Source organism: Pseudohongiella sp. SYSU M77423, from assembly GCF_029911965.1.
Classification (GTDB): Bacteria; Pseudomonadota; Gammaproteobacteria; order Pseudomonadales; family Pseudohongiellaceae; genus Pseudohongiella.
Map to the genome: position 1 here is coordinate 853,703 of NZ_JARYTH010000001.1, position 26,165 is coordinate 879,867.

The 26,165-nt window shown below is 54.3% G+C and carries 24 protein-coding genes; 5 read left to right on the forward strand and 19 right to left on the reverse strand.

All coding sequences use genetic code 11. From position 1 onward, the window contains the following. Nucleotides 1–8: 8 nt before the first annotated feature. From QGM61_RS03670 to QGM61_RS03700, 7 genes are all read right to left on the reverse strand, one after another. Entirely contained in the window at nucleotides 9–356 is a 348-nt protein-coding gene (locus tag QGM61_RS03670) for a tetratricopeptide repeat protein (RefSeq protein ID WP_281132025.1), read from the reverse strand. 69 nt (nucleotides 357–425) lie between these two features. After that, nucleotides 426–1,211, reverse strand: coding sequence for a hypothetical protein (locus tag QGM61_RS03675; RefSeq protein ID WP_281132026.1), 786 nt, complete (start codon nucleotides 1,209–1,211; stop codon nucleotides 426–428). A gap of 90 nt (nucleotides 1,212–1,301) precedes the next feature. Beyond that, nucleotides 1,302–2,945, reverse strand: a complete 1,644-nt coding sequence (locus QGM61_RS03680) for a hypothetical protein (protein WP_281132027.1) — start codon at nucleotides 2,943–2,945, stop codon at nucleotides 1,302–1,304. A gap of 15 nt (nucleotides 2,946–2,960) precedes the next feature. Beyond that, nucleotides 2,961–5,267 (reverse strand): TonB-dependent receptor, encoded by a 2,307-nt coding sequence (locus QGM61_RS03685; protein WP_281132028.1) that lies wholly within the window; start codon nucleotides 5,265–5,267, stop codon nucleotides 2,961–2,963. A 113-nt stretch (nucleotides 5,268–5,380) separates the two neighbouring features. Continuing rightward, on the reverse strand, nucleotides 5,381–7,669 hold the full coding sequence (locus QGM61_RS03690) for a carbohydrate binding family 9 domain-containing protein (RefSeq protein ID WP_281132029.1): 2,289 nt from the start codon (nucleotides 7,667–7,669) through the stop codon (nucleotides 5,381–5,383). A gap of 372 nt (nucleotides 7,670–8,041) precedes the next feature. Further along, a complete protein-coding gene (locus tag QGM61_RS03695) occupies nucleotides 8,042–8,776 on the reverse strand; it encodes a TMEM175 family protein (RefSeq protein ID WP_281132030.1) in 735 nt (244 codons plus the stop codon). 50 nt (nucleotides 8,777–8,826) lie between these two features. After that, a complete protein-coding gene (locus QGM61_RS03700; protein WP_281132031.1) occupies nucleotides 8,827–9,420 on the reverse strand; it encodes a GNAT family N-acetyltransferase in 594 nt (197 codons plus the stop codon). A 53-nt stretch (nucleotides 9,421–9,473) separates the two neighbouring features. On the opposite strand from QGM61_RS03700, the gene QGM61_RS03705 reads away from it, so the two are divergent. After that, entirely contained in the window at nucleotides 9,474–9,731 is a 258-nt protein-coding gene (locus QGM61_RS03705) for a MarR family winged helix-turn-helix transcriptional regulator (protein ID WP_281132074.1), read from the forward strand. A gap of 9 nt (nucleotides 9,732–9,740) precedes the next feature. Here the strand turns inward: QGM61_RS03705 and QGM61_RS03710 are convergent, their stop codons facing one another. Further along, nucleotides 9,741–10,418 (reverse strand): glutathione S-transferase family protein, encoded by a 678-nt coding sequence (locus QGM61_RS03710; protein WP_281132032.1) that lies wholly within the window; start codon nucleotides 10,416–10,418, stop codon nucleotides 9,741–9,743. Nucleotides 10,419–10,817: 399 nt separating this feature from the next. On the opposite strand from QGM61_RS03710, the gene QGM61_RS03715 reads away from it, so the two are divergent. Genes QGM61_RS03715 through QGM61_RS03725 form a run of 3 tightly spaced genes read left to right on the forward strand, consistent with a single transcriptional unit; the run spans nucleotide 10,818 to nucleotide 13,912 of the window. Then, a complete protein-coding gene (locus QGM61_RS03715; RefSeq protein ID WP_281132033.1) occupies nucleotides 10,818–12,293 on the forward strand; it encodes a methyl-accepting chemotaxis protein in 1,476 nt (491 codons plus the stop codon). Between the two features lie 60 nt (nucleotides 12,294–12,353). After that, complete coding sequence (locus QGM61_RS03720) at nucleotides 12,354–13,505, forward strand: porin (protein WP_281132034.1); 1,152 nt, start codon at nucleotides 12,354–12,356, stop codon at nucleotides 13,503–13,505. An 11-nt stretch (nucleotides 13,506–13,516) separates the two neighbouring features. Beyond that, nucleotides 13,517–13,912 (forward strand): phosphate ABC transporter substrate-binding protein, encoded by a 396-nt coding sequence (locus tag QGM61_RS03725; RefSeq protein ID WP_281132035.1) that lies wholly within the window; start codon nucleotides 13,517–13,519, stop codon nucleotides 13,910–13,912. Between the two features lie 50 nt (nucleotides 13,913–13,962). On the opposite strand, the gene QGM61_RS03730 is transcribed toward QGM61_RS03725, so the two are convergent. The 7 genes from QGM61_RS03730 to QGM61_RS03760 form a co-directional block, all read right to left on the reverse strand. After that, the gene (locus QGM61_RS03730; RefSeq protein ID WP_281132036.1) at nucleotides 13,963–15,498 is read right to left on the reverse strand and encodes an amidohydrolase family protein; all 1,536 of its coding nucleotides are present in this window, start codon (nucleotides 15,496–15,498) and stop codon (nucleotides 13,963–13,965) included. Nucleotides 15,499–15,516: 18 nt separating this feature from the next. Continuing rightward, nucleotides 15,517–16,257: a DNA alkylation repair protein gene (locus QGM61_RS03735; RefSeq protein WP_281132037.1), complete on the reverse strand. Its 741-nt coding sequence runs from the start codon at nucleotides 16,255–16,257 to the stop codon at nucleotides 15,517–15,519. A gap of 21 nt (nucleotides 16,258–16,278) precedes the next feature. Beyond that, the gene (locus QGM61_RS03740; RefSeq protein ID WP_281132038.1) at nucleotides 16,279–16,599 is read right to left on the reverse strand and encodes a DUF1330 domain-containing protein; all 321 of its coding nucleotides are present in this window, start codon (nucleotides 16,597–16,599) and stop codon (nucleotides 16,279–16,281) included. A gap of 84 nt (nucleotides 16,600–16,683) precedes the next feature. Continuing rightward, entirely contained in the window at nucleotides 16,684–17,916 is a 1,233-nt protein-coding gene (locus QGM61_RS03745; protein ID WP_281132039.1) for a permease, read from the reverse strand. Nucleotides 17,917–18,103: 187 nt separating this feature from the next. Next, nucleotides 18,104–19,957 (reverse strand): oligoendopeptidase F, encoded by a 1,854-nt coding sequence (gene pepF / locus QGM61_RS03750; RefSeq protein WP_281132040.1) that lies wholly within the window; start codon nucleotides 19,955–19,957, stop codon nucleotides 18,104–18,106. Between the two features lie 123 nt (nucleotides 19,958–20,080). Next, complete coding sequence (locus QGM61_RS03755; RefSeq protein ID WP_281132041.1) at nucleotides 20,081–21,013, reverse strand: surface lipoprotein assembly modifier; 933 nt, start codon at nucleotides 21,011–21,013, stop codon at nucleotides 20,081–20,083. Nucleotides 21,014–21,074: 61 nt separating this feature from the next. Next, complete coding sequence (locus tag QGM61_RS03760; RefSeq protein WP_281132042.1) at nucleotides 21,075–22,019, reverse strand: hypothetical protein; 945 nt, start codon at nucleotides 22,017–22,019, stop codon at nucleotides 21,075–21,077. Between the two features lie 246 nt (nucleotides 22,020–22,265). On the opposite strand from QGM61_RS03760, the gene QGM61_RS03765 reads away from it, so the two are divergent. Further along, entirely contained in the window at nucleotides 22,266–23,093 is an 828-nt protein-coding gene (locus tag QGM61_RS03765) for a MipA/OmpV family protein (protein WP_237132729.1), read from the forward strand. 80 nt (nucleotides 23,094–23,173) lie between these two features. On the opposite strand, the gene QGM61_RS03770 is transcribed toward QGM61_RS03765, so the two are convergent. The 4 genes from QGM61_RS03770 to QGM61_RS03785 form a co-directional block, all read right to left on the reverse strand. After that, on the reverse strand, nucleotides 23,174–23,878 hold the full coding sequence (locus tag QGM61_RS03770; protein ID WP_281132043.1) for an alpha/beta fold hydrolase: 705 nt from the start codon (nucleotides 23,876–23,878) through the stop codon (nucleotides 23,174–23,176). A gap of 26 nt (nucleotides 23,879–23,904) precedes the next feature. Further along, entirely contained in the window at nucleotides 23,905–24,471 is a 567-nt protein-coding gene (locus QGM61_RS03775; protein ID WP_281132044.1) for a DUF1993 family protein, read from the reverse strand. 117 nt (nucleotides 24,472–24,588) lie between these two features. Beyond that, the gene (locus QGM61_RS03780; RefSeq protein WP_281132045.1) at nucleotides 24,589–25,029 is read right to left on the reverse strand and encodes a hypothetical protein; all 441 of its coding nucleotides are present in this window, start codon (nucleotides 25,027–25,029) and stop codon (nucleotides 24,589–24,591) included. A gap of 146 nt (nucleotides 25,030–25,175) precedes the next feature. Further along, complete coding sequence (locus QGM61_RS03785) at nucleotides 25,176–25,394, reverse strand: hypothetical protein (RefSeq protein ID WP_281132046.1); 219 nt, start codon at nucleotides 25,392–25,394, stop codon at nucleotides 25,176–25,178. Nucleotides 25,395–26,165: the final 771 nt, after the last annotated feature.

Sequence of the window (26,165 nt, forward strand, 5' to 3'; positions counted from 1 at the left end):
ATGGATATTCAATCTGAATAGTAGGCTGCCATTTTGGATTTATAGACTCGTTGGGCGCTGCGGCGCGATGCCTGTTCCATGGCCTCGGTCAGCGCCAGACGGGCTGAGTGGATATTGCCGAGCTGGTAGTTCGCACTCGCAATGCCGGCATAGGCTTCGTGCAGATAGGGCGCCACTTCCAGCGCTTTGTAAAAGAACTCGATCGCGCGCGGATAATCACCTTCCTCCATGGCCGACTGCGCCACCTGGTACCAGTGAAAAGGGCTGCTATCCGGCATGGACATCAGTTGTCTCTCAATACGCCGCGCGTCCGCGTCACGCCCCATAATGGCCAGCAGGCTTCGATAGTTCTTCAATACTGTCAGTTTGTCGTCAGCATGGCTTATGGCATAGCGGTATATCTGCTCGGCCTCATCATAACGGCCCTACTGTCGATTGATCACCGCCAGTGTGTTTAGGGCATCGGGGTGATCCGGAGCAAATCTCAGCGACTCAACAGCGTTCCAGTAGGCCAGGTCCACATCGCCTTTACGCAGAGCTTCCACTGCCACATTGCGGTAAAACAGCGCAACATAACTTTCGTAACTCAGGTTGGCCACGAAGCGCTCCCGACCAGAGCGAAAATAATCGATTGTAATGCCCCTGTTAAATGGATTCAGCCTATCATCGCCGTCAGATTGAGAGTGCTCAAGCGAATAGACGACTGATCTCACGTGTACGCCTTTTTCCACATAGGGGCCAGTCAGGTCATAGACCGGCGCTTCACTCATCAGTTGCCAGCCAACATCCAGCCCAACCAGCTGCGCCAGTGCCGTTGTCCTGATGGCAAGTGAAAGGCAATTCCCACTGTTTGTCTCCAGCGTCTCAGCTGCCGGCAATGTCTCGGTTTGGTAATTGAACCCCGACTCTTTATCCTTCATGTAGAAATACAGCCGCTGGTGCGCTGGATAAGCACTTAGTTCAAGACGGTTAAAGTAATCCAGAAATTCACTTTTCTGCTGATCGGTCAAATAGTGCACATCATCTGGTGTAACGATGTCTGGTCTGCTTCCATGCAAGTCAGCAAGATCGGCCAGCAGAGTATCAATATCACCGTAAGGTCTGGCTGCGCAGGCCTGCAAAACCAACAACAAAGCAACAAGAAGTGAACGTTTCCAGATAACTGGACGGGAGGCGGGTTCCGATTGGGTAGCGCACTGGCTGTTTCGCATCAGTGGACTCCAGAGAGGGGTTGTCAGTCCATCGTCACACAAGGTGATATTGGCTGCAACCCCTGTCAGACACCGCCTGAAACGACCTGATTACAGGCCAAGCCAGTCACGCACCTGCTCCTCTTTCAGAATGCCACTGTGGGCTTCGGCCTGATGTGCTGGGTCATAGTAGTAGCTGCGCGGCAGCTCACCAAACCAGTTTGGGTCAATGCTGAAGCGCAGGCGTTCGGTGAACGAGTCGGCAAACATCCAGGAGGTAATACCTTCCAGTTCGTAGTCGTACAGAAAGTCCAGAGCATCCTCCAGAGCGGCGATGTCATCGGTCGACACCAGTACCAGGGGAAGGTCCGGGTATTCCTTCAACAGCTCACCAAACATTTCCAGTTCGACCATGCAGGGCGGACAGGTTACTGACCACAGTGCCAGCACAAAGGGCTCACCGTCACGCTGCGCCTTGATGTCTTCCAGTGTTGTGGTTGTGAAGGCTCGGATGTCAGGCTTTGCATCGGAAACACGTACAAACTGGTATCCATCTTCATGCGTCATCCAACTGACATGAAGCGCTTCCGGGCCCTGAACCAGCAATGGATGATCGGATCCACCTTCGGTGCTGGCCAGTACCGACTCCTCACTCCAGCTCTGCCCCCCATCCATTGAGCTGACATGGATCAGGTCGGTGGCGACACCATTAAATCGCTTCCAGACCATGTGCAGAACATCATCGGCAACCGCCAAAGAGGGATGTCCGGCACCTGGACGCGCATCCATCTGACGCACAAGTGTAGTTTCTCCGGATGCAACATCGTGACGGCCGTAGTACAGTCCGCGATGCGTGTCGCCAGCGCTGAACCAGCTCATGTGATAATTTTCCGCCGAGTCAGCCGGCACCATTGACGGCCCGTGATGCGGACAGGCATCGATCTGCCAGTCATCGACTGTTGCGCGAACCACCGGTGTGACCTCTGTGCCATTAACGGTGGCGATTGCATGATCGCGCGTATTAACATCAAACACATGGCGCCACATCAGTGCCATGCCATTGTCGCCGTGTGGAGCTACGGCGATTCGACAGCATTCACAACTATGGTCGGCAATCTGCTGGTTGGGTGCAAAGTTGCGCCCATGGTCGTCGGAGAACGTGTAGAAAACTCCACTGCCTCGGTATTCTTCACCACGCTCTTTAGCGTACTCCAGCTCACGCTTGTCCAGCCAGGTAATGTAGAGCCGACCTTCGTCGGTCAGCAGCATACTCTCAAAACGGTGGCTGGTCAGCAGACCATCGTCATTGACGGTTCTGACTGACTCAAAGGTCGAGCCCATGTCCGGTGAATAGGTGAAGCGGATATCACCGGTGTGCATACCTTCAGTTTTTTGCGTCCAGGAAACAAACAGTGAATCACTATCTTCGTCGATGATAATCTTCGGACGGTTCTCGCCATTGATTTCTATGTTTTCTGGCTCGTCTGTTACACGTTTGGCGACTGCAAACTGCCGACCGCTGTCGCTGGACTGAGTCAACCAGACATGCTGCTGGTACTCAAACACAACCCAAAGCGTACCATCTTCTGAAAATGTGGCACTCGGCGCCGACCCGCAATGGACCAACCCGGGATTACTCACATCGCAGGGCTCTAACGCAGCTGCGTTAACGGTTGCGACAGTCACGGCAAGGCTGCCAGTAAATGCCAGCAGCCCCGCCTTAACCAACACCAGAGTCTTATAAAAAATCCGCATCAATCACTCCGATTATTACCAGTCATAAGACACATTCAGGTACAGGGTACGACCCGGCCATGGGTGCGCAACATAGTCGATGTCGTTGGCAATATTGTCCACACCGGCACTCATTGTAAAGCCGTTGTCCCAGCGATAATTGCTCTTGAACCCGGTACGCGAATAACCATCCTGCGCACCAAACACACCCTGCGCGATGTCCATGTTGTCATTACGACCAAAGCTGCTGTCAGCGTACTGGTGATTGATTCCCACATCAAATCGCGAACTGATGCGATAGGTTGCCATCAAGTTGCTGCGCCAGGTAGGCATACGCGGATAGACGTTGCCCTCGATGCTGGGGTCGACACGGTTTTCTACGATCTCATTGTCCGTGTAGGTCACATTGAAGCGCACATCCAGTCTGTCATCCAGAAGACCACTGGCGTTAAAAATAAACTCCGTACCCAGTGTGTCGACCTGATCTATCGGCACAAAGGTGCGCACAGAAAGACCGCCCGGCAGCGTCTCCGACTGCGACTCAATCACATCCTCGATACTTTCCTGAAAGACGTTCACACGAATGTAACCACCTGTGATCGCGTACTCCAGACCCAGGTTGTGATGCAGGCCATCTTCCGGCTTCAGTTCAGGATTGGACTGGTTGATAGCATTGTAGGCCTGATACTGGCTGAACAGCTCCTCAACAATCGGGTAACGGTAGGCTTTGGCCGCCGCGTAGCTCAGCGTCCAGCGGTCGTTCAGCGAGTACGAGGTGCTGAACTTGGGAGAGAAGGAACTACGCTTCTGCTCGGGTACACTCTCCAGCGTCAGACCGGCACCACTGCCATTGCTGAAGAAGCCGTCGTGACTGCGGAACCACTCCTGACGCGCACCGATCTGCACTTCCCACTGCTCATGCGGCAGCCAGTTCAGTTGCGCAAAGGCGGCCTGCAGTGTGGTTTGACCGCCGCTGCGGCTGGAGAGCGATGACTTGGCGCCAGCCTGATAATTATTGGAGTCATACACCGCGATGGCCATTTCATAGCTGTCGTGGCGCAGACCGGTGGTCAGCGTCAGCGTTTCGTCGTCATTCAGCGGGCTGACCAGTTTAAGCTCCGCACCTTCCCAACCGGTGTCACCAAAGTCTGTGACTTCGCCAGCCAGCGTGTGTGCAGGGTCAGCGGGGTTACGCTGCGAGTTGCGTGACTCATCGCGCAGGATAGTAAAGTGATTCAGGTTCAGCTCCAACTCGGAACGCGCCAGCACCGGGCCGCGGATCCGCAGGCCTGTCGACAGGCTGTCGCGATCCTGCTCGCCAACACTGAATCGCGAAGCGGGTACCGAAACGGTCCGGCCATCCTGACGGACAGTGCCACCCCAGATAGTACGGCCATCCGTGGCGCGCATGTAGCTGTTCGGGGCATTGTCGGAATAGCGATCTTCGTAGGCCAGATTCAGCAGGGCCGACCACTCGTTCAGATCGTAACCCAGCTTCAGTTTGTAGTTGTTGGTTTCCGTATCCACTACGCCGGTATCACCCAGCCACAGGCGATTGATGCCCATCTGGTCATTACCGGCAACACCGCCGTCGATTTCTGTCGCATTGGCTGCAGATGATGGTGCGCCGTTGTAGAAAGTCTGCGGCTGTGCATCGTTCTCCAGGCGGTTGAACGAGGCATATACACTGAAGTCGCCAATTTTGTCGCCTGCGGAGAAGAAGGTTTTGTAGCCGTTCAGGCGATCCTCAAAACCATAGGCGCTAAAGTCCTGCGAGAAGAAGGAACTGTCAAAATGGAATTCGCGCTCCTGCGGAATCGCCGACTCGATATTGACCACACCACCCATGGAGTTACCGCTGTAAAGGGCGGAGAACGGACCGTAGAGTACTTCGACCTGGGCGATCTCGCTGGCAGATACCAGCGTCCAGCGCGGGGAACCGTTCCAGCGCGACTGCAACAGATAATGCAGAGGCACACCGTCCGCAAACACCATCGAGCGCGAGGTCTGGAACATATTGGCGCCGCGCATCCCCATGGTGCCATTTGAATCACCAATAAAGCGGCGACGAATGACCAGGCTGGGCTCGTATTTGACGATATCTTCGGTGGTAGCAATGTTGATGCTGACCAGATCTGCCTGGGTCAACACACTGGCCGGGTGCGAAAGGTCGCTGCGCTGACCAAGCTGCTGGCCCCAGATCAGTATTTCTTCTACCTGGGGTGCCGGTTCAGCAATCGAATCATCACCCTGCTGAGCGTGAAGCGCTCCAGACATGGACAGCAGAACAGCGCCGTAGAGCGCTGAACGGGAAAAAACAGACTTTGCATATTGTGTAGACACGTAAGACACCTCGCAAACCAACAGTCTTCTGGTATGCGAGGCATTTTAGTGGATGGGTGTCCAACGGAGAATGCGACACAGTGTCGCACCCTGTGTCGCAGCGCGCTCTTACGTCAGAAGCGGAAGGTGTAGTTGACCTTTATGGCGCCACCACTTGTCAGTCGGGTGAAACGGCTGTCCCGCAGCGGGCCATCGTCGTACAGCCAGTTGTTGCTCCAGACCACAAACACATCGTTGCCGGGCTGAATGATCCAGCGCAGTCGCGCGTACAGCCCAACGACCTCGGAGATGTCGTCATACTGCACATTACCGGTAAATGAGACCAGAGGGTTGAGATTCCAGGCCCAGGACAGCCGCACAAGATTGGTGTCGAAGTCGCCCTGCGGCAGCGTCACTTCATTGTGCTGATAATTGGCAGTCAGGGACATGCCGCGGCGTGAGCGAACAGTACCCTGCAGATCAAGGCTGGTGCGATCACCACCCCAGAACTCGGACTGCTCGTACTCAAAGCTGCCCGACAGCATGCGACGGCCGGCGGTGTTGCCGCTGATCGACCACTTATCGGAGTCATAATCGCCGGGCTGAATGATGATGGTCTCATCGCTGGTGTTATACACAGCAAATGCCCGATCCAGTCGCTCGAAATTCTGACCGACTTCAAAACCCAGACGGTCACCGCTCTCAAAATTCAGCTGCAGCGGCGTGATATTCAGGTTGCGGGTCAGCAGGCGGTCATCCAGATCGGTCAGGTATTCAAAGAACACTTCGTGCTCAGTCTGCCTGACCAATGGCCAGCTTTGCGGGCGCGGGGCAATGGTGATGGTGGGCTGGTGACGACGGAAACCACGACGCTCAACAAACCCCACAGCGGGATCCCATGCCTCGCCAAATTCACGATAAGACGAGTGCACACGCAAGAAGTCGTTTGGGAAGGACCAGCGCAGGCCCTGAGAGCGTCGGTCCGACGAACTGCTGGTGCCACCGGGTACGGGGTCGTTGTGGTAGACCATAAAACCTTCAATCTGGGCGTTATAACGCCCCATGAACTGCGAGGTATAAAAGTCGAAATCTGCACCGATCGTGTGCCGATCGTCCAGCATCGGACCGCCAGTTACCGATTCTGAGGCTCTTCGTGTATAAATCAGACCCACATGCGATTGCTGAAACAGACGGCGTTTGACGCGACCGACGGTAAAGTCCTCGGCGCCCCATGGCCGGACGGTGCCGTCACCGTTATCCAGCGTGGTATCGCCGGTGCGTACCTGATACAGCCCCAGCTCGTAATCACCGACCTGGCCGCCGAGGCGCGCACCAAAATCAATCGGCACTTCCTGGCCGTTCACCAGACCAATTCGACGGCTGAAGAAGGGATCCGCCCAGTTAAATGAGAATACCCCTGAGCCTTCCAGGAAAAACTCGCGCTGCTCCGGAAAGCGCAGCGGAAAACGGGTCAGGTTGACCTGCCGGTTATCCACTTCGACCTCGGCAAAGTCGGTATTCAGTGACAGCGCACCGCGCAGAGAAGGCGTGAAGGAATATGTAATATCGATACCGACCTCAGTGTCACTGCCGCGGCTGGATCCAGCCGCAGGTCCGCTATTGGTTGAGGCATTGATAAAGGGTTTAAGCTCGATGCCACGCCCCTGGCTTATGTCTTCCAGCCCTTCCAGCCGCCCGGTATGGACGGGTCTGAACAGCCCCTCGGTACGGCGCCAGCCATTCCACAAAATCTCTTCGTTAAAGCGACGGATAGTACGCTGGAAGTTGATACCCCAGGAGTCGGCCGACGGGTCGAAGTTCAGCGTGGAAAAAGGAATGCGGACCTCGGCTGACCAGCCGTTGTCGTGAATTTCGGTGCGGATATTCCAGATGCCGTTCCAGCGCTTGTTAAAGCCGCCACCACCCTCGATCAGGCCGTCACCCAGCAAACCGGCCGGGTTGGTTTCGAAGAAGTAGCCGGTGCGATTGTCGTTGAACGTGCTGATAATCCACATAAAGCGGTCATCAGTGCCAAGGCCGGCATCACGCTGCAACTGATAGGCAAGAATTCCTTCCGGGTTGGAGTCATACAGCATGGCGCCGATGTACAGCGCGTCGTCATCATAAAGGATGAGTATTTCGGTCGGCTCACTTGGGACGCCACCCTCCACCGGCTCCTGCTGCCGAAACTCGGTGATTGGCGTCGCTAGTGCCCATACCGACTCATCCAGTCGGCCGTCCAGCTCAATTTCCGCCCCTTGCGGCATCCGCGCAGCCTGCATGGTGGGACGAACTTCGGTGGTGACAACGGGATCCTGGGCAACGACAGTGTGAGCAGAAAGCCCCAGCGTCAGCGCAACAAGGGCGGGAATGATACTCGTGCAGATACTTCGCGAACTGCGCTGACTTGGCTTGCCGACCACTGTTGATCCTCCAAAAACTGAATAAATTTGTTTTTGTACGCAATCGGAATGTCGGCAGATGTATCCTTTCCTGGCAGCCTGACGCCCCACTGCACCCTCAACCTTCAGGTACAAAAGCCAGGAAGATTACTAAAAAAATCAGAGCCTTGTCCAGAAAAGTCGGGACTCAGGCGGTTTGGGAGGAGACAGGCCACTGGCGCTCGCGCCATGCAGCCAGCAGCTGGCGAATCGTCTGCTCTTCGTCCGGATTATTTCTGTCGCCTGCCTTCGGCGAGGCCGTGCCCCCTCTGCATGTCTATTGTGATCAGGGCGGGTGGTATGTCTTGAGATCCGATTAATTTAATATGTTAACGGTACAGTGAAGTATCACCATCAGACTGACGTTTTGCTGTGTCTGCGCGCAGCAAAACGATCATGCAGCGGCAGGCTCACACACATGGTTATATAAACCCACCCGGCCAGCAAAAGCCATTCACCCTGAGCAACAAGGGCAATGCCCATGCCAGTCAGGCCGGTAAGTGCCGGAATCAGCCAGGCCTCAATTTCGTTACGTGTCTCGATTACTTCGGCTGCATTCAGATTAAGCCAGTCGCGGCGACGGTAGGCATGCATGTAGAGTGCACTGATAAACATGCACATGACAAAAAAGCCAAAACCATAAATGGCAAACACCGCGCGCATTTCTTCCCAGCCCAAGGTAAAGGGAAATGGCAGCCAACCTCCAGAGAAATAACCAAAGGCGGCTGCGAACATGACACGCAGTGGATAGACAACAATCAGGATGCAGCAGACCAGTACCAGCGACAAAAACAGCGCTGTTCCATCTTCCAGCCCATAACGCTGACTCCAGGCCCGGTGGCCCAGCCAGAACATGATGACCTGAAAAAAGCTGGCGATAAATGCCGGGGCGCTAAGCAGGGCGTCGATGAATTCATTGTAATTCTGCGGTACGTCGTCAACAGAAATGACCAGCATGGTCACGGCAAATGCAAACGCTGCATCGACAAAGGTTTCCAGCCGCGTCACCTTGCCCCCGCGAAGCTGAAAGCGTCCGTGCTGGTCAAGACTGGCCAGGCGTTCCTCGGTCCATGGCGAAACGGTTGTCATGTTGTCCCCCGCGTAATGATTGGGTTCTTATACCGCAGATTCCTGAACGACTAAAGAGGGCGATTTAACAGATACTGCAAATGCGCACGCACTTCCGGCCACTCGCCGTTGCTCAGGCTGTACATGACCGTGTCGCGAATCGTGCCATCGCGGCGCAGACTATTGCCGCGGATCACGCCGTCCTTTTTAGCCCCGAGCCTCTCGATCGCGCGTTGGCTGGCGAAATTGAAATTGTCGGTGCGCCAGCCCACGATGTTGCAGTTCAGTGTCTCAAAAGCATGTGTCATCAGCATCAGCTTGCAGGTGGTATTGATATGTGTGCGCTGTGCCCGCCGGGCGTACCAGGTATAACCTATCTCCACACGTTTCACTTCCGGCAGGATGTCGTGATAACTGGTCGATCCCAGTACTGTACCCGTGGCCTCTTCGATAACCGCAAAGGCAAACCGGGTACCCAGCCTGCGCATTTCCAGAGCTTTCTCGATGTAGGCATCGGTTTCACCCGGTGCAGGCACTGAAGTCACCCGTATGCTCCACAACTCTCCATCCGCCGCTGCCTCACGCAGGCCAGCTTCATGGTGGTGGTCGAGTGGTGTCAGCACGATGCCATTCGCGTTCAGAGTGATGGGCTGGATAAAGGTCATTGGCCTGTCTGTCCTGTTCGATTGTCGCCTGCATCAAGTCTACTGGCTTTCAGGTGCCCAAGACCAGCATGTCTCACACACTGGCAGGGCTGGAAAAGCGCGGCCTGATAGAAATGGTACCTAATCCCCAGGATGGGCGCGGCAAGCTGATTTATCTGACAGACGCCGGCCGCTCTTTAAGAAATCGGGCAGTCGAAAACATCACAGCTGATGTGATGAAGCTGATTCCACAGTTTGGACTCGAAGATGCCAAATCTGCATTGCCCATCCTGAGAAAGTTGCGCGTGCTCCTGGATGAAGCACGCAACTGATCTGAATACTTACAGGCCGTAAAGTGCCTTCAGATGGGCCATGAAGTCGGGGCGATTGGCAGCGGCATCAGCACGCACCTTTTTGACGTGTGGACGCTCCTCCATTCGCGCACAATAGGCATCCAGGTTGGGCACCTGGGTCAGTGGATCGCCGCCCAGGAAGGCCTTGCCCACATTACGCACAATTGGCAGGTTCAAGATGGCTGCGATATCGGCCAGCGTGAACTGGTCGCCGTAGGCAAAAGTCTCGAAGCTGGACAGTTTTGGCAGTGCCGTCACGGCTTTCTCCAGGCCTTTCTCTACCTCTTTCAGCGCAGTTGGATCGGGCTTGGTGCCCAGCAACAGGCTTGGAATCAGGCGACGTGCAACCAGCTCGAAATACAGCTCAATGAACTGGGCCAACTCCTGAACTTTCGCGATGTGGAAAGGCGTGTCTGGCAGTAATGCCGGTGTCGGGTAACTACGCTCGATGTAATCAAGAATGGCCCGCGATTCACTGATGAAGCCTTCCGGAGTTTCCAGCGCCGGCACCTTGCCCAGCGGACTTTTGTCCAGATATTCAGGTTTGTATTTGGGACCGGCCCCTGAATAGGACAGCACCTCTTCGAAGGGGATGCCCTTTTCCAGCAGAGCGAGCTTGGGCACGTTGTAATAGTTGCTGGCGGAGAAGCCGTGTAGTTTGATCATTGTTGTTCCCTATCGTTAATTGACCTGTTCGATTGTACGCGCTGCAGCCTCACATGGCGACTCTGGCCATAGGAATCAGACAGTTAGCCCGCCCACCCGTAAAGATTATTCAAAAACCCCTAAAGTCTTGGCTGCGCCCGTCGATTAACGGGTATACCGCTGAATCGAAAGCGCCGCCCGCCCCCTTTCCGCGCGGCGGTGAGCATGTGTCTCATCTGTTCACGGGCCCCTTTTAGCTGCTCAAGGCTCAGATTTATAAACGTTATGAAAAATTTATCGATCGTCAAGAAAGTATGGCTTGTACTCGGCCTGTCAGTAATTTCGTTCTCGACAGTCGTTGCGGTAAGCGTGTTTTTTACCGCCAGAAATAACACTACGACCCAGGAAATGGGGGAATTCATGTATGAGACGTCCAAACTGGCGTCTCAAGTTAAAACTGAATTTCGTGCCGTTGATGAGTTTTTTACCCAGGCTGTCACGCTGTCGGATCCCGACCTGCTGGCAACTGCACAACAGAATAACGAAGCCCTGCTGGCCAATATCTCCCGGCTGATAACACTGAATCCAGGGCGCGCGACACAACTCCGATCTCTGCAGGAAGATGCCGCACAGTATGCCGAGATTTCAGCGGACATTGCCCAGGACTTTATTGACGGCGTCGTCGACTTCACCACCGTCGGGTCCGATATTGAAACAAAAACTGCACTGTTCGAACGCCTCAACGAACAGTTCAACGAGTTTGAGGAAAATGCCGACTCGCAGTTCTCAATGGCCATTGAAGCCCTGTCTGAGAACATGAATTTTGCGCTGGTATTCATGCTGGTTCTCGGCGGCGTGCTGTTGGCACTGACCATCAGCATTGGACACTATACCGCCAACCGTATCAGTTCATCCGCGCGCGAACTGGGTGACTCGCTGGCCGAGCTTGCCAGTGGCAAGGGCAGTCTGGCCAGCCGGCTGCCAGTCCACGGCCGCGATGAACTCGGCGTCGTGGCCACCGAATTCAACCAGTTCATTACCATGCTGCAATCCTCATTCAAGGACCTGACCAGCATTATCGAACCACTGACCGCCAGCGCGCATAATCTGTCCAAAGGGATGGACCGACTGGACGCGATGACCGAATCGCAGACTTCAGACTCGCAGATCGTTACTCAGAGCATGTCTGAATTGCAGCTGTCGGTTCGCGACATCAGTCAGTCGGCAAGCAATGCTGCACGCAATGCCGAAAGTGGCCACGACCTGTCGCAGATCGGACAGGAGAAAACGTCGACTGTTGTCTCCTACTCCCAGAAGCTGTCCAATGAAATACGGCAGACTCAATCGGTGATTTCAGACCTGGCAGATCGCACCAAAGACGCCACCGAGATTCTGAAAAGCATTAACGATATTGCCGACCAGACCAACCTCCTGGCACTAAACGCAGCCATCGAGGCAGCTCGCGCCGGCGAGCAGGGTCGCGGTTTCTCTGTTGTCGCTGACGAGGTCAGAAGCCTGTCAGTGAAAACATCGAGTTCGGTCACCATGATCCAGGACGTGCTCAAGCAATTGAATGACAACGTTTCGTCGGCTGTGGGAATGATGCGATCGGCCGTTGATGTTGCCCAGCAATCAGAATCGCTGGCCAACGATGCCGGACAGTACATTCTGAAAATCAATAATGAAATCGAGCAGATCAGTCTGCTTAACGCACAGATCGCTGCAGCTACTGAGCAGCAATCCATGGCTACGGAGCAGATTGTCGCCAATACCAATAAAATGACATCTTCGTTTGTCGAGGCTAAAACCATTCAGGTTTCTGTTTACGACATTTCCGACAAACTTCGCAGCCTTTCTGACTCGCTGGTTTCCGTAAGCTCCAAGTTCGAGACCTGATATCAGCAATCACCACCATCTCCTTCATCGGGATTTAACTTCAGTAAAGTAGAGGAAAGCATGATCAAGTTTATTTGTGCGGCTGTTGTCGCGTCTGCCATCTCTTCGGCAGCAGTCGCGGATGTAACAATCAACGGCTTTGCATCCATCAATGCGGGTGCGACCACTGGCAGCAACGAAAGCCTTTACGGCTACGATGACAAGTTTGAGCTCAAAAACGAAAGCCTGTTTGCCATTCAGCTGCAATCCGACCTTGGCGATAAACTGTCTGTCACGGGTCAGCTGCTGGGCCGCGGTGCTGATGATTTTGATGTCGACTTTGAATGGGCGTTTCTGTCATACGAACTGAATGACCAGACTCGTGTCAGCGCTGGCAGACTGCGCACACCATTCTTCAAGTACTCTGACTTCCTTGATGTGGGATACGCCTACGACTGGATCAGACCACCACAGAGCGTCTATGGTCTGGGTTTTGCGAACATCGAAGGTGTCTCTCTGTACCGTACCGACCAGTTTGGCCGCCTGGACTCGAGCCTGCAGTTTGTACTGGGCAACTATGATTCAACAACTTCATTCTCCGGCACCGAAATCGACGCCCAGATCGACAGCATCGTTGGCGCGACCTGGGAACTGACCCAGGGTTCACTGAGCGGACGCGTTGCCTACCTGGTTGGAGAGACCACATTCGATACAGCGCCTGTACAGCTGGCACCGGGCGTAACACTCGGCGGCCTGTTCGGTACGCTTGAACAGGTTGGTCTTTCGGCACTGGTCGCTGACCTTGCCATCCAGGAAGACGATTCGAGCTTTTTGGGTTTTGGCGTGACGTATGACAACGGTGACTGGATCATTGTGTCTGAGATCACCAATATCGAAGTCGATAACAGCTTTATCGCGGAACAGGACAGTTACTACCTGTCTGTAGGTCATCGCTTTGGCAGTTTCACGCCTTATATCTCCTACGAGAAAGATGACAACACCGCACAGGTAGATGCCTACTCTGCGTATCAGTCCACACTGCCGGCCCAATTGTTCGTGCCAGTCAAAGGCCTGGTGGACAGTCAGGCCGCAGACAATGACACCTGGAACTTGGGCTTCCGATATGACTTCCATCCGTCGGCCGCATTCAAGGCTCAGTTTACCGATCAGGACAATCAGCTGACTGGCGACCGCCGTTCATTGATCTCTGTCGGCATCGATCTGGTATTTTGAGGAGAACGACCATGTTAAACAGAATTTTGTTACTGATCTGCCTGACTGTCGCATGGCCAGCCTATGCAGATATCGCTGTTATCGTACACCCAAGCAATGCAGCGGCCATTGATATCGATGAGCTCAATCGACTCTACACTGGCCGCTCATCAGCGTTGACCGCGGTCAATCTTGCCGAGGGCATGCCGATCCGCTCCGAGTTTGATGAGAAAGGCGCAGGTCGCGCTTCTGCCCAGCTCAAGGCATACTGGTCCAAACTGGTATTTACTGGCAAAGGTACTCCACCCGCAGAACTGGCAAACGAAGCTGCCATGCTCGCGCATGTCGCAGCGAATCCGGATGCCATCGGCTACGTTGACGCAGCCAGCGTAAACGGTTCTGTCAAGGTCATTCTGACACTGGAATGACCTGTCTCTGTCGCCCGGCAGGCTCAACTTGCCTGTCGGGCACTGCTCCATCAGTATGACACCGGATTAAGAATAAACCGCCACAGAATCTTGCAGGCAACGGCCCAGCTTCGGGCCTGGCGTTGCACATGTCGCGATATCTGGTGTATCGCCTCGCTGTCGTACAGATTGCCGTTAAAAACAACGGACTCGATTTGTTGTGTGTTGGCAATATCTTCCAGAGGATTAGCATTCAAAAGAATGAGGTCAGCGACCTTCCCGGCGGAGACTGTTCCGTACTCTGCCTGCAGGTCAAAGTATTCAGCAGATGCCAGTGTTGCGGCATTGAGTGCCTGGGCCGGTGTAAGACCGGCCATCACCAATTGCTCCAGCTCACGGTGTACATAGGCACCGGCCAGGATGTAATCCGTTCCAACCAGTGTCTTCACGCCCGCACGGTGGGCCTCGCCTGTTAGCGCCAGACCTTTCTCATAAAATTCGCGATAGGTTTGACGCGCCTCTGGCGATGGATCTTGAGCCAGCAGGCCGTTCACATCTTCCATCCACTGCCATTTCATCAATGGATGCAGATAACGTAACAGTGGATCCTCCCGCACACTGGCGTCGTCAGCATAGGCGTCCGCCCAGCGTGTCAAATGTGTGGGTACATACCAGGTTCCTGCTTCACGCATGGCTGAGAAAATCGAGTTCGCCATTTCAGGATCATGCTCATCCAGCATGCGCCGGCGGTCTTCGGCCCATTCAGGCGTGCCGGCAAGCTGACGCAGCGATTCACTGCCGGCATATGACTCATGCAGAATAAAACGTGCATGCTCGATGCTCTTCTGATTTGCGGCAGCTTCGATCGCGCTGACGGCGAGAGGCCGGTGACCCACCACATCCATTCCCACCAGTCGTGCCTGCTCCACCAGTGCGACGTATCCGTCTCGGGATATACGGTCATACACTTTGATGGCATCCGCACTATCTGCGTAATGCTGGACAAATGCCGCAGCATGTTCTGGTGTTTCAGTCGCAAAGTATGCCGGCAGCCCAGCGATACGGTCGAGGATAACGGAACCGTTTGCCATAAAACTGGTCGTCGCCATAATGCGCGGCCCGACACGTTGCCCGGCGATGGCTTCGTCGCTCCAGCGGCGCTTGTCTTCGGCACAGGCAATAAACGGGTCACCTTCCTGCGGACAGCCCTGCATGTCGCGAACATTGGTCACGCCATAGGCAATATGCAAAGGCAAATCAAGAAGTGGTGAGATTGCGTAAATGTGGGTGTGCATATCCCACAAGGCTGGAATCAGGTATCGGCTGCTGCCATTGACGATACGAACGTTCTCGGGCAGTTCGACCATTGCGGCATCGCCCACCGCACTGATGCGCCCGCCTTCAACCAGTACTGTCTGCCCAGCCACCACCTGGTTCGCCTGTGCATCAACAACCGACACATTAACAATCGCGATCGGGGTCTCAGCCTGCGCAGGAGCTGGCGACCTGACAGGCCAAACCACGCCCAGCAGGAAAAGTGAAACACACACAGCCAGTATCGCGCCGATCGCAATCGCCACGCGCTTAAGATAAGAACTGAAGTTCAAGATGTCTCCCGGAGAGAACTAGAGTGTTGCGTTGTAGAGAGTAGAATCGTTATTGTTAAGGATACCAAGCTTTGTTCTAAGGCGCTCGGTGGTCAGGTGCCTGGCCACATCAAACGGTTCACAGGTGCCGCTGGCGGATGTAAATTCAATTGGCCCAACGGTCTGCGCGACATTGAGCGCAGCCTCATTCAAAACAGCATTGCGTTTTCCAATGCCCATCAGTGCCAGGCCCATGGCCATGCGTACGCCCTCGGGCTGGTCATTGAAGGTCTGCGCAATTAGCGCCACATGTTCCAGAAAGAACTCATCGCTGGGTGCCTTCTTTGCCGAGAACTTGGATGTCTCATACAGCAGGCCGTATCCACTTCCGCGTCGCGCTCGGTCACCGTGGCGAATCCACTGGTCCGCCAGGTCTATGGCAAAGGGCGTTTTGGCAAGCGTGGCATCACAGGACGAAAACACATGCGCCAGCATGCCGCTGTGCAGCTGATCAACCTGCTGCTCCGCCTGTTCACAGGTGATCTGTTTCGGGTCATCGATCAGCAATGCAATAATCCGGGCATCATACACGTCGGTTCGCCAAAGCTCCTGCGCCAGTTCCCGGTCGCGGCCAATCTGCTTTGCCAGCTTGCGCAACTTCGTAAGGCCAATACCAAAACTCCGAAGGCCACCCCGGCGCTCACCAAGATTGTCCCAGTGCGCGATGCCTCGCTCATCACTCTCGGCTTCGAGCAGTTTAAGTACATCCGCCGTCTGCATGTTGAATTTCCTGTGCTGTGCCTATTCCTTCAAAATGGGTCGCAAGTCTTCCAGCTTGTCGAACAGATGCCAGATATAGTTCTCGGTGCCATTCTCGCGGTGAGGATGCAGATCAGCCAGCGCGGGATCATTTCTGTAGCTCTCAAACGCCTCAATGGATTCCCATTCAACCAGGATCAGGACCGTGCGTGGCTTGATGTCACCCTGGGCGGCCTGACGGAATTTGCCCAGTGAAACAACCCGTCCTCCATGCGCCCGCACTTCTTTGACCGAGCGTTTAGAGTAGGCAATGTATTCATCTTTGTTTGAGACATCGAAAAGATTCAGTGCGTATACCGGCATTTCTCACTCTCCGTTTTTCTGTAGCTTATTAGAATTTCCGTTTTCCTGATAGACCTCAATCAATCAGTCGCCCTGCTCCTGGTTTTAAAGCATTGCAACGATAGCGCCACCCATAAGCCAGATGGCCGCCACAAATGCAAGAACTGACAAAACACGGTCGGTCAGGGACTTTCCACCATGTTCGTGATGGTGATGTCCGTGTCCGTCATGACTGTGTTTCCCCCGGAACCATAACCACACCAGGGCGATATTGGCGACAAGCATGATGGCGTTCAATACCAGCTGATAATTCAGTTGAAAGAAGTCCCGCCCACCTGGCGCCGTTGCGCTTGCGAAATCCGGCAGCATCCCCAGAAAAGCCAGCGCATAATGCATGGTTAACGCCGCAATGACGATAGCGACCAGCATCAGGGCCAATATATAAAGGGCCATTTTCCAGCCATAATAGCGGGCATTGATTCGCAGCACCGGCAGCACAACCAGATCCGAAAAAATAAATGCCATCACGCCGGCGAATGTCACGCCCTGCCCGAACAGAACGGCGGCCAATGGAATGTTGCCCATTGAGCCGATGAATGTGAAGAAGGCGGCTACCGGACCCACAAGCGTCTGTGCCAAAACGGCAAAAAATCCCGGATTGGCGCTGTTGTCGCCGCCAGAGCCGATAAACAGAGCCTGGAAAAAACTGTCAGGTACCATTGCCGAGATGATCCCGGCCACCGTAAAGCCAATCAGCACATCGCGCCAGACCATCTGCCATTCCATCACATAGGTCTGACCAATCTGCTGCCAGCTTTTTAAGCTGACCAGCTTTTGTTTCCAGTCAGTGTCGCTCTTACCCTCGCGTTCTTCATCATCACTTTGCTTTTTGCGTGCCTGCGCTTCCAGTCGTCTGGGCCGGGTAATGCGAATCAGTGCCCAGGTGATCAGGATCAACAGAATGCCACCGACATACTCGCCCACAACAAACTGCCAGCCCAGAAAAATCGCAATCACCATCCCCAGCTCAATCACCAGGTTGGTTGACGCCAGCATGAATGCCATGGAGGGCGCCAGACTCGCGCCCTTGTAAAAAATGGCCCGCGTGGTAGACAGGGCGGAGAAACTGCAGGAGCTTGATATAAAGCCGAAAAAGGTGCCCAGCAACATGCTGCGGGGGCCATCCTTGCCCATCGCCTTCTGCATTCGGTCGCGTGTGACAAGTACCTGTATCAGACTGCTTACCAGATATCCCAGGATAAAAGCCCACAAGGCCATCCAGAAAAAACCAAGACTGGTACTTGCAGCCTCACCCCAGATTTGAAGGTAATCTTGCATAGTTGACCCCAGATTAGCGTTTGAGGTTCAAACTAGCACGCTAGCATGCCTCAACTCAAAAACGGAAGGCCGCTACACTGTAACTTCGGCTGAGCGTCCATCAGGCATACGAGACATCATAACGAAGCTCAATCATGCCGCTGCCCATTAGGCGGGTCGCTGTCAGGCATGATCCTATACTGCGTTTTCACAGCAGCGCCTCAATCCGGTCCATCAGATCTGTCATGCGACGCAACACCGGGCCGTATGCTTCGGGCTGCGTCATATCCAGACCGGCTTCGTTCAAGAGGATCTCGTGCGGATAGTCGGAACCACCGGCGCTGAGTACACGAATGAAGTCATCGCGCACTTCTGTATCTCCTGCCAGGAACTGTTCAGCAAACCAGGCCGCACCAGAGATGGAGGTGGCGTACTGGAACACATAGAAGTCATAGTAGAAGTGCGGAATGAAGGCCCATTCCACGGCATAGGCATCATCGATGGTCAGAACCCCTTCGTCGTGACCGTGATAGCGTTTAAGCAGGTCACCGTAGATTTCTGTCAGGCGTGGACCGGTCAGCGGCTCACCACGCTCGGCGGCCTGATGAATTGCCAGTTCAAACTCGGCGAACATGGTCTGCCGGAAAAAGGTGCCACGTATACTTTCCAATGCACCACCCAGGTAAAACAGTTTCTCCTCATCGGTTTCTGCGTTAGCGATCATATACTCTTCCAGCAGAATCTCGTTGATGGTGGACGCCATCTCGGCGATAAAGGTGGAGTAGCCGGCAGTCTCGTAAGGATTGTTTTCATTGGCCAGCAGCGAATGCACGGCATGACCCCATTCATGCGCAAAGGTGGACATCGCGTTGTAGTCGTCGGTGTGGTTCAACAGCACGTAGGGGTGCACATCGTAGACAGAGCCGTTCATGTAGGCACCGGAACGCTTGCCAGGTTGCGGATGGCTGTGCATCCAGTCCTGCGACAGCCCGTAGGCCAGCAGCTCCAGATAGCGCTCACCGAATGGCTCCAGCGCGGCAAAGGTGATCTCTTCGGAACGCTTGAGGCCGAACTCGCCGGTATCAACTTCAACCAGAGGTGGATAGATATCGTAGTAGCGCAGATCGTCCACACCCAGCATACGACCGCGCAATTGCAGATAACGATGGAACACCGGCAGTGCGTCATTCACCTGACTCACCAGCTGCGTGTAGATCTCCGGTGGCAGACCATCGTCAAACAAATTGTGAGCCAGCACACTTTCGTGATTTCTCACGCGGGCGGTAAACAAATTGGACTGTACCTCGGAAGCCAGCGTGGCACCCATACCATCGGCATATTGATTCCAGGTATTCCAGAAGGTATCGAAGACCAGCTTGCGGTCGTCGCGATTTTCGGCGGTGCGCCAGCGTGAATAGCCTGCCTGACTGAGCGTTACTTCCTGGCCATCACTCAGTGTGACGGTCGGCCAGGGGATATCGGCGTTGGCATAGTTTTCGTAGATCTGCTCCGGCGAAGACAGCACCAGACCTGCCTGCGCCAGAATTGCCTCGGTTTGCTGATCCAGCGTATGGGGTGCGCGTCTCAGTATGTCCCGCAACATGAACTCGAAGTCAGCCAGACTCGGCTCTTCGGCCAGGAACTGGTTGACCCGCTCCTCGCCCACTTCCAGCACTTCCGGGCTGATCCAGGAGGTCGCTTCACCTAGATTGGTAAACAGCTGGCGGGCCAGGCCAAAGCGTTCCTGGGTTTCCGCCACACGCTGGTCGGCGTCGCGTTCCAGCGAGGTGTAGACGTATGCCCGCACAGCCTCTTTGTTCGTAGCGGAGATTTCACGCAGTGCGCTCAGCATTGACGCCGAGCTGTCGCCCAGCGTGCCCTGCAAGGTAGAGAGATTATCGATGCGCTCCGTAATGGTATCCATGGCGGATTCCCAGGCCGGCACATCGGCATAGATGTCGGTCAGATCCCATTCATAACGGACGGTGTCGTCCTGGGCCCATGCCTGGGTACCCAACAAAACTGAAATGCTCAGACTCAATACGGACAGGGCTTTTTTCACTGCAACAACTCCTGAAATCAGCGGATTTATGCGGACAGATTTAGATATCACGTCCGATAATAGCTCATAATCAGGGAGTTGGCACTGCGGGCAGGTCTTGGCCTGCCCGCAGTTACAGCGTGGTTAGAAATCGTACTCCAGGCTGAGGCTGGCGCGCTCTTCCGAGTAGTTGGCACTGGCCAGGCGTGAGTCAAAATCGCCGCGTTCAATTTTGCCAACCACTGCCAGACGTGGCAGCACCGCCATCTTCAGACTGGCATCCACAAACAGCTGCGAGTCGTCTCGCGGCGCACCAATAGATGGCGTGTTGGCCTTATAGTCCCGCAGCTGATTCCGCAGGCCCAGCTCCACTTCGCTGTCTCTGCCAAACAGCGAAAACGCGTTGCTGTAGCGCACCCGCACCGTATCCGCCTGATAGGCGAATGCCGGGTCACGTGTGCTCTCATCATCGTAGGCATAACCGAATGTCAGCGAGCTGCGGCCCTGGTTGAAGAACCAGAATGCATCCAGGCTGACGCCTTCTGTATCGGCGTCACGAGCTTCAAATCCGGTGAACGACTTGTCGACGATGTTGAAAGCACCGCGCAGATACCATTGTTCACTCAGCAGCTTACCGGCGTAAATTGACGTCTGGTTCAGCTGCAGAAACTCGTTGCCACCCAGATCGGCATCGGCGAAATAGTGACTGGTGCCCACTGTGAATGCCTCAAAATCGTAGCTGATGTCTCCGAAGAGCATGTGCATGTCCAGATCGAAAGCATCAAAATCCTGGTATCGCTGGGAGCTGAAACTGTAGCCCCCATTGATGTTGAGCTGGTCGCTGACCTGCCAGTCGGCATCCAGCCCGGCATCAACAATGGCAGCCACATCGGACTGCCCGCTGGCGCTTTCCAGCTCCGCAACGCTGACGTTGCTGTTGTATTCAGCACCGGCCGAGAGAGTTCCACTGAAAGTCAGTGGTGCATCGTCCTGCGCTATTGCGGCACCGGCTACAAGCCCGCTGGCCAGTAGTGCCACGAATTCTGTTTTCAATTTTGGAGTTTTCAGCTTCTTCATGACTCTCACCATTCAGGAAAAAGCCGGCGCCAGGGAGGCGCCGGCCGTACATACGCCAGTCTTAGCTGCCAATGCCAGTGATCGTGTTACGGACATTGCCGCGCACACTCTCACGCACAGAGCTGTTAACCTGGCTGCTGACCTGCTGACTCACTTCATTGCCAACCTGGCCACGCACATCTTCCTTGACGGTGTTTTGTACATTCTCACGCACACTGGCCGCGACGCTTCCGCGTGCCGATTCAGCAACACTCTGCGACACTTCAGAGCGGACCGCTGAGGACACAGTTGCGCCGACGTCAGATTGAACGGACTCGTTGACCTGAGCCTTGGTAGCCGAAGTGACCGCGGTGCTCACCGCAGCACCAACTGCACCCCGCACTTCCTCGCGAGTGGCTTCGTCGGCTGTGTTGCGAACTTCCTCTCGCGCCTGCTGGGCTGCCTCAGCAACCAGAAGCCCAGTTGCATTAGCACCTGCCTCGGCAGTCGCCATGACAGCGACTCTCGCCGAATCAGTAGCGGCTTCAGCACGCATGGCCGCCGTTTCTGCACGCTGCTGGGCGCTCACCGCCAGGTTTTCAGCACGTTCTACATTGGCACTGGCCGTTGCCTGAGCCTGGACAGCAACCTGCTCTGCCTGTGTTGCAGCCGTGCTCAGGCCCGCCTCTACTGTGCCTGCCGCTTGAGCTGCAGATGATTCTGCTGCCGTGGCAATTTCACCTGCAGTGTCAGTCGCGCTGCGGGTATCTGCATCGGCGCTGGCGTCAGCCTCTGCCTCGGCTTCAACCGAATTACTGTTATTTACTGAAGCGGTGGATTGCTCAGAAGCAGTATCGAATGAGGCCGTTGTATCTGACTCGGCTTGCACCGATACACTTGTTTGAGCGTTTACAGAAGCGCCAGAGGCATTGTCCTGCGCATGAATTGCCGGTGCACCAATTGCCACCGCGCAAGCCAGCGCGAGCATTGAAGGTTTGAATACATCTGAAATATTCGTCTTACGCATCGTCAATTCCTCCCATTTTGTAGTATTGACGGTTGTTTAACGAATACGGCGAGGGTTTATTCCAGGTGTTGGCGATAACCATCTCCAAAACTCAAGCAAATTGCTTTGGGTACTGCAGCCGCCCACACTGCGCCACCGGCATCCAGCCAGGTTGAGCCTTCTGCCTGTGATCTGCACAAGAAAAGTTTGCGTATTTTTGCCATCTCACTAATCACTCTGCATCAGCTTAAGGTGGCACGGATCCATATGAGCAAATCTACAGGTTTACTACTGACAGCTTTAACCAGCCTGTTCATATCTCAATCGGCATTGGCACAGGGGGGAGATACAGCCCTGGTGCCCCTGCCCTCAATCGACGACTTCACCCGGGGTGAAGATGGCTGGGCATTCGGACTGGGCCTGGGTGTTGAGTATGAGACTGCGTACGAAGGCTCGGACGAGTTCGGGCTCGAAGTCGATCCGGCGGGCTCAGTGCAGTGGCGCAGCGGCGATAACATTTTCTACTTTGCCGGTGAGGCACTGGGCTGGCGTGGTCGCCGCGCCGACACGTGGTTCTTCGACGCCGCTATTGGTTTTGAAGAAGGCCGCGAAGAAGGCGATTCCGATGACGGCCGATTGAATGGCCTCGGAAACGCCGAAGAAAGTTTTGAGGTTGTGCTGCAGGCACGCCGCGCATTCAGCTCCGATTGGCGTTACTGGCTGGATGGCCGCGTGGTGACGGGAGACAACGGTACGCTGGGCATCTTTGGCGTTGGACGCCGCTTCGGAGAGCAGACAGATGGCACCGGATCTGAACTGGGTGTCGTTGCCGTGATCCATGACAGCGACCGGGCCAATACCGATTTTGGTATCACCACACAGCAGGCAGCGGCATCCGGACTGCCTCAGACGCAACTGAACAGCGGCTTCCGCTCGCTGGGACTCAATTACACTTACCGCAACTACATTAACGAGAACTGGCAGATCTTCGGCGAAGTGCTTTACGAGTTGTATGGCAGCGACGTCAAGGACAGCCCAATCTCACGCAACAATTATGAAGCGGAAGTGGGCATAGGCTTTATCTACGTGTTCTAAACATCTGGCGCAAGTTGCACTCCATTGCGCCGTCTATCTGCGGGTTAGAGAAAAGCACATTGGTTTCTCTAACCAGCTGTTTATACCTGCGAGTCCATGAATACGCCGTTCTTCAGAAAATGAACGACGTTATCAATCACTTCTTCGTTGTGCATCATGAAGGGGTGCGTCACCGGCATTTCAATGAAGTCGGTTTCGTTTTCAAGATGGGCGCTCTCCAATGAAACCTTGCCGTCATCCGTATCCGGTATCAGCACTGACAGGATCAGATTGATTGAGCGTGTCCCGGCGATGATGCCCACCTCAAAATTGGCTGGTCCCAGCGACTGCGGAACATCATGTGTGCCTGTGCCTAGCTGCATACCGGCTGGACCATTGATGAATTCGAAACCGGGCATTTCGCCAAGCTTGTCGACAACTTCGCTGCCCTGATTAGGAGGCCCAAGCATGACCGTGCGGCCCAGTTTTTCTATTGTGTTCTGCGACAGATACTGCCGTACCAGAATCCCACCCATCGAGTGGGTCACAAAATGAATGCTGGAACTTTCCGCGCTATTACAGTGAGCCAGACCTTCACTGACTGCCAGTTCAGCCAGCTCTTCGATCGTGCCGTCCCGCGAGGGATAATCAACATTTACAACCTTGTATCCCTCATCGGTCAGCCTTTCTTCGATATCTGACATTGACGAGGCCGTTCTGGCCAGGCCATGCAACAGAATCACACATTCCTCTGAGTGGCTGGCCATTGATTCAAGCAGCAATGTTATCGCGAGCAGTACTTTCATCGTTCGACTCCAGCAATGCCAGGCTGTCAGCCTTTGGGTATCGTTTCTGGCCGAATATACGGAAACATGTGTGCGACGTAGTCGGCCTTGCCTATTTCCACATTGTTGTTGCGCAAGATCGCATAAGCGATCATGACATGGAAATAAAACTGACTGAGTGACCAGTCGCGCGCGTACTGCTCGGCAGTCAGATCCAGAATCATGCCATTCGGCAGCTCATGCACAAGTGGTTTGCCTGCGTTTACGTCCAGAGCATCTGCCGAGAGCTCCTTGAGTGCCGACAGAGTTTTATCTATCAGGGCCTGCGCATCCGCCAGGATTCCAGGCTTATCCGCCGCATTACGCCCCTCTTCCAGCAGCTCCTGGACAACTGGAGCCAGCGGCTCTCCCTGGAGCCTGCTGATCGCTTCATGAACCTGAACGCAGGCAAAGCGAATCTGCGTGGAAAGTGGAAACATGTCCGGTGCCAGACGCGCTGACAGTAGCGCCTCGGCGTCGTCTCCCGGCATTTGTTGCTGCGCCTTTGAGAGCCAGCGAGAAAGTGAGCCGAGCATCTGCGTGTAGGTAGGAACGATTAGACTTGTAAGTGACATATACTTCCTTTTTCAGGCTGTTAGGATCAATTGGAGAGACACCACGGGCTGCAGCTCACTCATCAGAACCATCATCTTATTTTTTGGCCTTTGTGGTTACGATAGCCGCACCCAATGCTATGTGTTGAATCTATCATGTTTAGCTGAAAGGCGCTTTCTATAGGCCAGGAGCAAAGCGGAGAACAGGATGTGGCCGGCTGAGGCGATTATCGCCACGGTAATAAATGTCGGCACAAACCAGCTTACTGCAGTGTCGTAGACGAAATTCCAGTTTGTACCGTTCGCGTCACGAAATATCCCGCCAGGATTTTCCAGCCAGTCCCACATCGTAAATATAAGTGCCGCTATGGAGGCAAATATAACGCCCGTGAGCGGACCGAATAACCAGAATTTTTTAACCATGACGCTGCCTTTAGTTTCTACTAACTGGAGGACGCAGTGAACAATGTTGATTTGCTTGTCATGTTTATCAAAGCTCGACTCCTGCCGCTTCAATAAACTCCAGCCATTATCTGGCAACCCTTTGCCCGTTGTCGCCGGATAGCGTTGACCAACCATGGATCCGGTTTTCGGCTATTACAATGTGCGCTCTAAATCATCTCTCAATGCGAGCGTGTAACCTGTCATTTTTTTTAGAATATCTTCCATACCAAGCTACTCATAACGCCTGTAACAATAAGATTGCTGCGGAAATACTTTTTACCTTAACTTCCTTCCGATTTTTCCCGCTTCCTATATTCGGAAATCACAGAGCCGATAGCAGCCCCGAAACACATTCCCAGCGATATACCTAAACCAACATTGTCAGTCAGAGCACCAACAGTGACTCCAAAACACAAACCCATGGCCACCCACTGGCTGATAATTTGCGAGCTGATTCCATCACCTGTTGGTTTATCTTTAATTCTCGGTCTGAGTCTCATGATGACCCTCCTCCAGTACACCTATAGCCAGCACCAACGACGCACAGAGCGCAGAACAGGACGTACGGCCGCGTTCTTTCGGCATATTGCGCGCGTTTGTTATGACTTGAACTCACGAATCTGAATATGATTACCTTCTGGGTCTTTAACATTGCAGACCTTGAAAACAGGGTTGCTCCACTCTCCCTCCATGACTGAACCACCGCATGCTGCGATCGTCTCTCGCGCTTTGTCCAGGCTAGCTACCGTTAGAAATAGCGTCACAGTGTTGAAATTCGTCTCGAAACTCTCATTCGGTGCAACGTGGACAATTAGATTAAAACCTTCTGTCTCGAGAGCAACAAACTCGGGTGTCTCTCACACCGTGCGGAGCAGCGACGACAAGGCTGGTGTCCGGCACCGCCAGGCGAATACTGATGCGCTTTGTTATGATGCGAAGACTCAGCTATCTGCATTATTTCCGGACCTTCTGAGAACCACAAATGCTACTACGATGACTGCCACCACTGATAGAACTATGAGATATGCATTGGAAATGGAAGTGAAGGCGAAAACACTAATTAATAACAATGCCGTGCCGAATATAAAGACGTCCCCGACTAATCCTTTCCAAATATTTCCCAAGATCGATCCTCCTCCTTTTCTCATGCATCCCCTCCTAATTCCTGAATGTTACTCCACGACTGGCTGGTCTTACTACGCCTGCATCATGGGAGACAACGGAGCAGAGCCAATTGTGGCAATGTGCTCAAAGCGCACCACAATTGGTGG

Bases quoted from the DNA above. Each gene is read 5' to 3' on its own strand.
- QGM61_RS03675 (WP_281132026.1), bottom strand. From the start codon at position 1,211: ATGCGAAACAGCCAGTGCGCTACCCAATCGGAACCCGCCTCCCGTCCA.
- QGM61_RS03680 (WP_281132027.1), bottom strand. From the start codon at position 2,945: ATGCGGATTTTTTATAAGACTCTGGTGTTGGTTAAGGCGGGGCTGCTG.
- QGM61_RS03695 (WP_281132030.1), bottom strand. From the start codon at position 8,776: ATGACAACCGTTTCGCCATGGACCGAGGAACGCCTGGCCAGTCTTGAC.
- QGM61_RS03700 (WP_281132031.1), bottom strand. From the start codon at position 9,420: ATGACCTTTATCCAGCCCATCACTCTGAACGCGAATGGCATCGTGCTG.
- QGM61_RS03710 (WP_281132032.1), bottom strand. From the start codon at position 10,418: ATGATCAAACTACACGGCTTCTCCGCCAGCAACTATTACAACGTGCCC.
- QGM61_RS03715 (WP_281132033.1), top strand. From the start codon at position 10,818: ATGTATGAGACGTCCAAACTGGCGTCTCAAGTTAAAACTGAATTTCGT.
- QGM61_RS03720 (WP_281132034.1), top strand. From the start codon at position 12,354: ATGATCAAGTTTATTTGTGCGGCTGTTGTCGCGTCTGCCATCTCTTCG.
- QGM61_RS03725 (WP_281132035.1), top strand. From the start codon at position 13,517: ATGTTAAACAGAATTTTGTTACTGATCTGCCTGACTGTCGCATGGCCA.
- QGM61_RS03735 (WP_281132037.1), bottom strand. From the start codon at position 16,257: ATGCAGACGGCGGATGTACTTAAACTGCTCGAAGCCGAGAGTGATGAG.
- QGM61_RS03740 (WP_281132038.1), bottom strand. From the start codon at position 16,599: ATGCCGGTATACGCACTGAATCTTTTCGATGTCTCAAACAAAGATGAA.
- QGM61_RS03745 (WP_281132039.1), bottom strand. From the start codon at position 17,916: ATGCAAGATTACCTTCAAATCTGGGGTGAGGCTGCAAGTACCAGTCTT.
- QGM61_RS03755 (WP_281132041.1), bottom strand. From the start codon at position 21,013: ATGAAGAAGCTGAAAACTCCAAAATTGAAAACAGAATTCGTGGCACTA.
- QGM61_RS03760 (WP_281132042.1), bottom strand. From the start codon at position 22,019: ATGCGTAAGACGAATATTTCAGATGTATTCAAACCTTCAATGCTCGCG.
- QGM61_RS03765 (WP_237132729.1), top strand. From the start codon at position 22,266: ATGAGCAAATCTACAGGTTTACTACTGACAGCTTTAACCAGCCTGTTC.
- QGM61_RS03770 (WP_281132043.1), bottom strand. From the start codon at position 23,878: ATGAAAGTACTGCTCGCGATAACATTGCTGCTTGAATCAATGGCCAGC.
- QGM61_RS03775 (WP_281132044.1), bottom strand. From the start codon at position 24,471: ATGTCACTTACAAGTCTAATCGTTCCTACCTACACGCAGATGCTCGGC.
- QGM61_RS03780 (WP_281132045.1), bottom strand. From the start codon at position 25,029: ATGGTTGGTCAACGCTATCCGGCGACAACGGGCAAAGGGTTGCCAGAT.
- QGM61_RS03785 (WP_281132046.1), bottom strand. From the start codon at position 25,394: ATGAGACTCAGACCGAGAATTAAAGATAAACCAACAGGTGATGGAATC.